A 7,947-nucleotide genomic window follows, 5' to 3' on the forward strand; every position below is an offset into this window, starting at 1 on the left:
AAGGGAGCATTTATGCTTCTGGTCGCTAACGGTTCCGTCTTTACCCGCAACGCTCAGACTCCGTTCATTCCCAACGGTGCAGTCGCTATTGACGGAGATACGATCGTCGAAGTGGGCCCCGAGCGTGAGCTCAAGGCCAAGTACCCGGATGCCGAGTACGTCGACGCCCAGGGCAACCTCATCATGCCCGGACTTATCAACTGCCACACCCACATCTACTCGGGTCTGGCCCGCGGCCTTGCCATTAAGGGCTGCAACCCCACCAACTTCCTGGAGAATCTTGAGCAGCAGTGGTGGAAGATTGACGACAACCTGACGCTCGATGGCACCAAGGCCAGCGCCTATGCCACGATTCTGGATTCCATCCGCGACGGCGTCACCACGATCTTCGATCACCATGCGAGCTTCTGCGAGATTCCGGGCAGCCTCTTTACCATTAAGGACGCCGCTCAGGAGCTGGGCATGCGTTCGTGCCTGTGCTACGAGGTTTCCGACCGCCGTGGCCAGGAAAAGTGCGATCAGGCTATTGCCGAGAACGCCGAGTTTGCCCAGTGGGCCGCCAAGGAGCGTCGCGATAACGACAATCACATGATCGCCGCCATGTTTGGCGGTCACGCCACCTTTACGCTGTCGGACGAGACCATGGATAAGATGGCCGAGGCCAACAATGGCCTGACCGGCTTCCACATCCACGTGTGCGAGGGCATGAACGATGTGTGGGACTCCCGCCTCAACCGCGGCGGCATCAGCCCCGTCGAGCGCCTGCTGCAGCACAACCTGCTCGGTCCCGACACCATGCTCGGCCACTGCATCCACGTGACGCCCGCCGAGATGGACATCGTCAAGGAGTCCGGCACCTGGCTGGTCAACAACCCCGAATCCAATATGGGAAACGCCGTGGGCTGCGCCCCCGTGCTCGAGTTCTTCCGCCGCGGCATCCCCGTGTGCATGGGCACCGACGCCTACACCCACGATATGCTCGAGAGCCTCAAGGTCTTCCTGATCATTCAGCGCCACAACGCCGCCATGCCCAACGTGGGCTGGTGCGAGGCCATGACCATGCTGTTCGAGAACAACGCCAAGATGGCGAGCAAGTACTTCGATCGCAAGCTCGGCGTGCTCGAGGCCGGCGCTGCCGCCGACGTCATCGTTATGGACTACAAGCCCTTTACGCCGCTGAGCGAGGAGAACATCGACGGCCACATGCTCTTTGGCATGATGGGCAAAAACTGCCGCACCACCATCATCAACGGCAAGGTCCTGTACAAGGATCGCGAGTTCGTCGGTATCGATGAGGAAAAGATCAACGCGTGGACCATGGCTGAGTCCAAGAAGCTCTGGAGCACGCTCAACGATCGCGCCTACTAATTCACAAGTAGATTCGCGTGCGTCGGATGTTTCGCCGCATCCGACGCACGTATAGGCGGCCTCCGCGGGGTCGCCGGCGCTGTGCTAGCGCTACACCGTATTTGCGCCCGCCGCGCGGTCTCGCCGGGCGTTACAGAGAGGAGCTCATTATGAGCGACATCATGAGGCCGATCCCGTTTTCGCAGCTGATGAACTGGATCATCGAGGAGCACAAGACCCAGGGCGCCGTCTTTGGCGTGCGCAAGATGGTCACGACCAACCAGGAGGGCGCGCTTCCCATTTTTGACGAGCGCATCGAGACCCCGTTTGGCCCGGCCGCCGGCCCCAATACGCAGCTTGCCCAAAACATCGTGGCATCCTACGTTGCCGGTTCCCGCTTCTTTGAGCTCAAGACCGTTCAGGTTATGGACGGCGAGGAGCTCTCCAAGTGTGTGAACAAGCCCTGCATCGTGGCGCAGGACGAGTGCTACAACTGCGAGTGGTCGACCGAGCTCGAGGTTCCGCAGGCCTTTGCCGAGTACGTGAAGGCATGGTTCGCCTGCCACCTGATCGCTCGCGAGTACGGCCTGGGAAGCCCGGACGGCTTTGTCTTCAACATGTCCGTGGGCTATGACCTGGAGGGTATTAAGAGCCCCAAGGTCGATGCCTACATCGAGGGCATGAAGGATGCCAGCGGCTCCGACGTCTGGAACGAGTGCCGCGCATGGGCTCTCGCCAACCTGGACAAGTTTGAGCATGTCGACGCCGCGTTTGTCGAGTCCATCCCGGCACGCGTTTCCAACTCCATTACCGAGTCTACGCTGCATGGCTGCCCGCCGGCGGAGATTGAGCGCATCGCGACCTACCTCATCACCGAGAAGGGCCTCAATACCTACATCAAGTGCAACCCCACGCTGCTGGGCTATGAGTTTGCACGTCAGCGCCTCAACGAGCTGGGCTTTGACTACATCGTCTTCGATGACACGCACTTCCGCGAGGACCTGCAGTGGGCCGATGCCGTGCCCATGTTCGAGCGCCTGATTGCCCTGTGCGCCGAGCGCGGCCTGGAGTTCGGCGTCAAGCTGACCAACACGTTCCCCGTCGACGTGACGAGAAACGAGCTGCCCTCCACCGAGATGTACATGTCCGGCCGTTCGCTGTTCTCGCTGACCATCGAGGCCGCCCGCCGCATTACCGAGCAGTTCGATGGCAAACTGCGCATCAGCTACTCCGGCGGTGCCACGGTCTACAACATCCGCGCCCTGTATGACGCCGGTATTTGGCCCGTCACCCTGGCGACCGACGTTCTCAAGCCCGGTGGCTACGAGCGCTTTAGCCAGATGGCCGGCGAGTTCACCGATCTGGATGGCAAGCCGTTCGCGGGCGTCTCGCTCGACGCCGTGACCGCGATCCAGGCCGATTCGCTCACCAACCCGCTCTACAAGAAGCCGCTGCGTCCGCTGCCCGACCGCAAGGTCGCCGGCAAGAGCCCGCTTTCCGACTGCTTTACCACGCCGTGCCGCACGAGCTGCCCCATCCAGCAGGATATTCCCGCCTATCTGGCGGCTGTTGACGAGGGCCGCTACGAGGACGCGCTCAACATCATCATCGAGCGCAACGCCCTGCCGTTCATTACCGGCACCATCTGCCCGCATCCCTGCGGCCGCGCTTGCGAGCGTGCGTTCTACGAGCCCGAGGGCGCCCAGATTCGCGCCAGCAAGCTCAAGGCCGCCCGCGAGGCCATGACCGCCGTGCTGCCCAAGCTGCGCGCCCAGGCCATCGCCAACGACAGCGAGCGCAACGTTGCCGTTATCGGCGGCGGCCCTGCCGGTCTGGCGACGGCGTTCTTCCTGACGCGCGCCGGCGTGCCCGTCACCATCTTCGAGGCCCGCGATTCGCTTGGCGGCGTGGTCCGTCACGTGATCCCCGAGTTCCGTATCGCGAGCGACGACATCTCCCACGATGCCGAGCTCTGCCTGGCCTTTGGCGCCAAGGTGCAACTTAATGCTCGCGTGGAGTCCATCGGCGAGCTCAAGGCCCAGGGCTTTACCGACGTTGTCGTGGCCACCGGTGCCTGGATGCCCGGCTCTGCGGGCTTGGGCGAGGGCGCCGAGCTCGACGTGCTGGAGTTCCTCGAGGCCGCCAAGAGGGGCGAGAAGCTCGAGCTGGGCGAGGACGTCGTAGTCATTGGCGCCGGCAACACCGCCATGGATGCTGCCCGCGTGGCCAAGCGCCTGGCTGGTGTGAAGAACGTGCGCCTGGTGTATCGCCGCACCAAGAAGCAGATGCCCGCCGACGAGGAAGAGCTTGATCTTGCTCTTGCCGACGGCGTTGAGTTCTGCGAGCTGCTGGCTCCCAAGGCACTCAACGGCGCCGTGCTGACCTGCGATGTTATGGAGCTTGGCGAGCCGGATGCAAGCGGCCGTCGCAGCCCCGTTGCCACGGGCGAGACCGTTGAGCTTCCCGCCACCACGGTGATCTGCGCCGTGGGTGAGGGTATCGATGCCAGCCTGTATGATGCCGCGGGCGTCGAGCACGACCGTCGTGGCCGTCTTGCCGCCACCTCCACCGGCGTTGAGGGCGTCTGGGCTGCGGGCGACTGCCGTCGCGGTCCTGCTACCGTGGTCGAGGCTATTGCCGACGCCGCCGAGGTCGCCCGCGCCATCGCCGGCGTGGACTTTAACAAGTACGCCGACTGCAACGAGCAGGCCGGCCGCGAGGACACCTGCTACGAACGCAAGGGGTCGCTGTGCCGCGACAAGCGCAACTGCACCAAGACTCGTTGCTTGGGCTGCGGCTCGGTGTGCGAGGTCTGCTGCGACGTGTGCCCCAACCGCGCCAACGTTGCCATTAAGGTGCCGGGCCTGGCCAAGCATCAGGTCGTTCATGTCGACGGCATGTGCAACGAGTGCGGCAACTGCGCCGTGTTCTGCCCCTACCAGGAGGGTCGTCCCTACAAGGACAAGCTCACCCTGTTCTGGAGCGAGCAGGACATGGAGAAATCCGAGAACGAGGGCTTCCTGGCCGTGGGCGAGGACCACTTTAAGGTCCGCGTCGCCGGCACGGTCCGCACCGTCTCGGTCGATGCCGTCAACACCGGCCTTCCCGAGGCCGTCCGCCTGACCATCAAGGCCGTGCGCGACAACTATTCGTATCTCCTTAAGAAATAAGGGACCCCTTATGGCCAAATCCATTCAACATAACGTGGCCTACGTTGCCTGCGGAAGCGGTTGTGCCTCCGCAGGCGGCGACGCCCGCTGCAGTGAAGGCTGCATTGGCTGTGGCGCCTGCGTCACGGCCTGCCCCCACGGCGCCATTGCACTGGTCGATGGCATCGCCCGCGTTGATCGCTCAAAGTGCACGGGCTGTGGCCTGTGCGGCATGGCGTGCCCGCAGCGCGTGATCGCCTTCGTCCCCGGCTACCAGAATATCCTGGTGCGCTGCAACAACACCGATAAGGGCGCCATCGCCCGCAAGATCTGCGACACGAGCTGCATCGGTTGCGGCATGTGCGCCAAAAAGTGCCCCGCCGGCGCTATCCGCATCGAGGACAACTGCGCCCATATCGACGGCGCGGACTGCCTGTCGTGTGGCATGTGCGCCGTCGTCTGCCCGCATGGCGCTATCCACGACCGCACCGGCATCGCCGCCGGCGTGTAGAAGGGAATCACCATGGCACAGGAATTCACTTTTACCGTTAACGGCGTTGAGCGCACGACGACCCAAAACAAACCGCTGCTGCGCTACCTGCGCGACGACCTGCACATTCACTCCGCCAAGGACGGCTGCTCCGAGGGCGCCTGCGGTACCTGCACCATTCACGTGGACGGTGCGGCCGTCAAGGCGTGCGTACTGACCACCGCGCTTGCCGCCGGCCGCAACATCGTGACCGTCGAGGGCCTGCCCGAGGACGTGCGCGAGGCCTTCGTGTACGCCTTTGGCGCCGTGGGCGCCGTGCAGTGCGGCTTTTGCATCCCCGGCATGGTCATGGCGGGTGCAGCGCTTATCGCCGAGGACCCCGAGCCCACCGAGGAGCAGATCAAGTACGCCATCCGCGGCAACGTCTGCCGCTGCACCGGCTACAAGAAGATCATCGAGGGCATTTCGCTGGCGGCCGCGGTGCTCCGCGGCGAAAAGCAGATCGACGAGGACCTGGAGCGCGGCGACGACTACGGCGTGGGCAAGCGCGCCTTCCGCATCGACGTGCGCAAGAAGGTGCTCGGCGAGGGCAAGTACCCCGACGACATCGACGAGCTCGATCAGCCGGGCCTGACCTATGCCAGCGCCGTTCGCTCCAAGTATCCGCGCGCCCGCGTGCTCTCCATCGATACCTCAAAGGCCGAGGCCCTGCCCGGTGTGGTGGGCATTCTGCGCGCCGAGGACGTGCCGGTCAACCAGGTCGGCCACCTTATCCAGGACTGGGACGTCATGATCGCGGCGGGCGATATCACCCGCTGCGTGGGCGATGCCATCGTGCTGGTGGTCGCCGAGGACGAAGCGACGCTCGAGAAGGCCAAGAAGCTCGTAAAGATCGATTACGAGCCGCTGGAGCCCGTGCGCAACATTGTCGAGGCCAGGGCTGCCGACGCCCCGCGCCTGCATGACAGCTTCTTTGCCTTTGGCAACACGGTGGAGCTCAAGGACAACGTGTGCCAGAGCCGCCATGTGACGCGCGGCGACGCCGCCAAGGCGCTGGCCGAGAGCGCGTTTACCGTGACGCAGCGCTTTACCACGCCCTTTACCGAGCATGCCTTCTTGGAGCCCGAGTGCGCCGTTGCCTTCCCGTACAAGAACGGCGTCAAGGTGCAGTCGACCGACCAGGGTGCCTACGACACGCGCAAAGAGTGTGCCCACATGTTTGGCTGGGACAACGAGCCCGAGCGCGTGGTCGTCGAGACCATGCTCGTGGGCGGCGGCTTTGGCGGCAAGGAGGACGTGTCCATCCAGCATCTGGCCGCGCTCGCCGCATATAAGTTCCAGCGTCCTGTGAAGTGCAAGCTCACGCGTGCCGAGTCGCTCGCTTTCCATCCCAAGCGCCATGCCATGGACGGTACCTTTACGCTGGGCTGCGACGCCGAGGGCAACTTTACCGGTCTGGACTGCGAGATCAACTTTGACACCGGCGCCTACGCGTCGCTGTGCGGCCCGGTGCTCGAGCGCGCCTGCACGCATGCCGTCGGCCCCTACAAGTACCAGAACACCGACATTCGCGGTTTTGGCTACTACACCAACAACCCGCCCGCCGGCGCGTACCGCGGCTTTGGCGTTTGCCAGTCCGAGTTTGCGCTCGAGAGCCTGATCGACTTGCTGGCAGAGAAGGTCGGCCTGGACCCGTGGGAGATTCGTTACCGTAATGCCATCGAGCCGGGCGAGGTTCTGCCCAACGGCCAGATCGCCGACTGCTCCACGGCGCTTAAGGAGACGCTGCTCGAGGTCAAGGATGCCTACTACGCGCATCCCGGACACGCTGGCATTGCCTGCGCCATGAAGAACGCCGGCGTGGGCGTGGGCCTGCCCGATGCCGGCCGCTGCAAGATTCGCATCGAGGACGGCGTGGCCGTGGTCTATGCCGCCACATCCGACATCGGCCAGGGCTGCAACACCGTCTTTTTGCAGGACGTTGCCGAGGCATGCGGTCTGCCGCTTCGCTGCATCGCCAACGGTGAGTGCTCTACCGAGAACGCTCCCGACTCCGGCACCACGTCTGGCTCGCGTCAGACGGTCGTGACCGGCGAGGCCGTGCGCGGTGCCGCCTTCCTGCTGCGCGATGCCATGCTTGACATCGAAGCCGGCGAGTCTGCGCCCGCCGCTCCCGTGAATGCGCATGGCGACGGCGTCAAGATCGAGTACGACGACGGTCGCGCCTATCAGCTGCACACGCAGGAGCTCGTCGCCGGCCAGGGTATGCATCCTCAGGATCCCGCGGCCGCCATCAAGGCGCTCGAGGGATGCGAGTTTGGCTACGTGTACCTGGAGCCGACCGACAAGCTGGGTGCGGATGTTCCCAACCCCAAGAGCCACATCTGCTACGGCTTTGCCACGCATGTGGTTATTTTGGACGACGACGGCCGCGTGAGCGAGGTCTATGCCGCGCACGATTCCGGCAAGGTGGTCAACCCCATCTCCATCCAGGGTCAGATCGAAGGTGGCGTACTCATGGGTATGGGCTATGCGCTTACCGAGGACTGGCCGCTCAAGGACTGTGTACCCCAGGCAAGGTACGGTACGCTCGGGCTGTTCCGTGCGCCCGAGATTCCGGATATCCACGCCATTTACGTGGAGAAGAACGAGCTGCTGCCCGTGGCATACGGCGGCAAGGGCATCGGCGAGATCGCAACGATCCCCACGGCGCCCGCCGTGCAGAACGCCTACCGCGCATTTGACGGCAAGCTGCGTCCCGATCTGCCCATGGTGGATACGCCCTACAGCCGCGTCCGCAACCGCGGGTAGGGTAGGGCGCGGACGGTCATTGCTGACGAGCTGTTCGCGCTCAACATCAACTGTATATGCTGCGCCTTTGGCCCCAGCTCCATCGCGAGCCGGGGCCTTTTGTTCAAGACTTTAGTCTGCTGGCCGCGCAGCGGCCAGCTTTAAACCACC

4 protein-coding genes are annotated in these 7,947 nt (G+C 63.9%); all 4 read left to right on the forward strand.

The window, feature by feature from the left end; all coding sequences use genetic code 11:
* Positions 1 to 12: 12 nt before the first annotated feature.
* The 4 genes from ssnA (at position 13) to xdh (ending at position 7,797) form a co-directional block, all read left to right on the forward strand.
* Complete coding sequence (gene ssnA / locus DXC52_RS01370) at positions 13 to 1,368, forward strand: putative aminohydrolase SsnA (RefSeq protein ID WP_117745830.1); 1,356 nt, start codon at positions 13 to 15, stop codon at positions 1,366 to 1,368.
* Between the two features lie 149 nt (positions 1,369 to 1,517).
* Positions 1,518 to 4,517: a putative selenate reductase subunit YgfK gene (gene ygfK / locus DXC52_RS01375; protein WP_117745831.1), complete on the forward strand. Its 3,000-nt coding sequence runs from the start codon at positions 1,518 to 1,520 to the stop codon at positions 4,515 to 4,517.
* Positions 4,518 to 4,527: 10 nt separating this feature from the next.
* Positions 4,528 to 5,007, forward strand: a complete 480-nt coding sequence (locus DXC52_RS01380; protein WP_055252516.1) for a 4Fe-4S binding protein — start codon at positions 4,528 to 4,530, stop codon at positions 5,005 to 5,007.
* A gap of 12 nt (positions 5,008 to 5,019) precedes the next feature.
* Complete coding sequence (xdh, locus tag DXC52_RS01385) at positions 5,020 to 7,797, forward strand: selenium-dependent xanthine dehydrogenase (RefSeq protein ID WP_117745832.1); 2,778 nt, start codon at positions 5,020 to 5,022, stop codon at positions 7,795 to 7,797.
* Positions 7,798 to 7,947 lie beyond the last annotated feature (150 nt).

Origin of the sequence: Collinsella sp. TF05-9AC (assembly GCF_003438495.1) — a bacterium.
Taxonomy (GTDB): domain Bacteria; phylum Actinomycetota; class Coriobacteriia; order Coriobacteriales; family Coriobacteriaceae; genus Collinsella.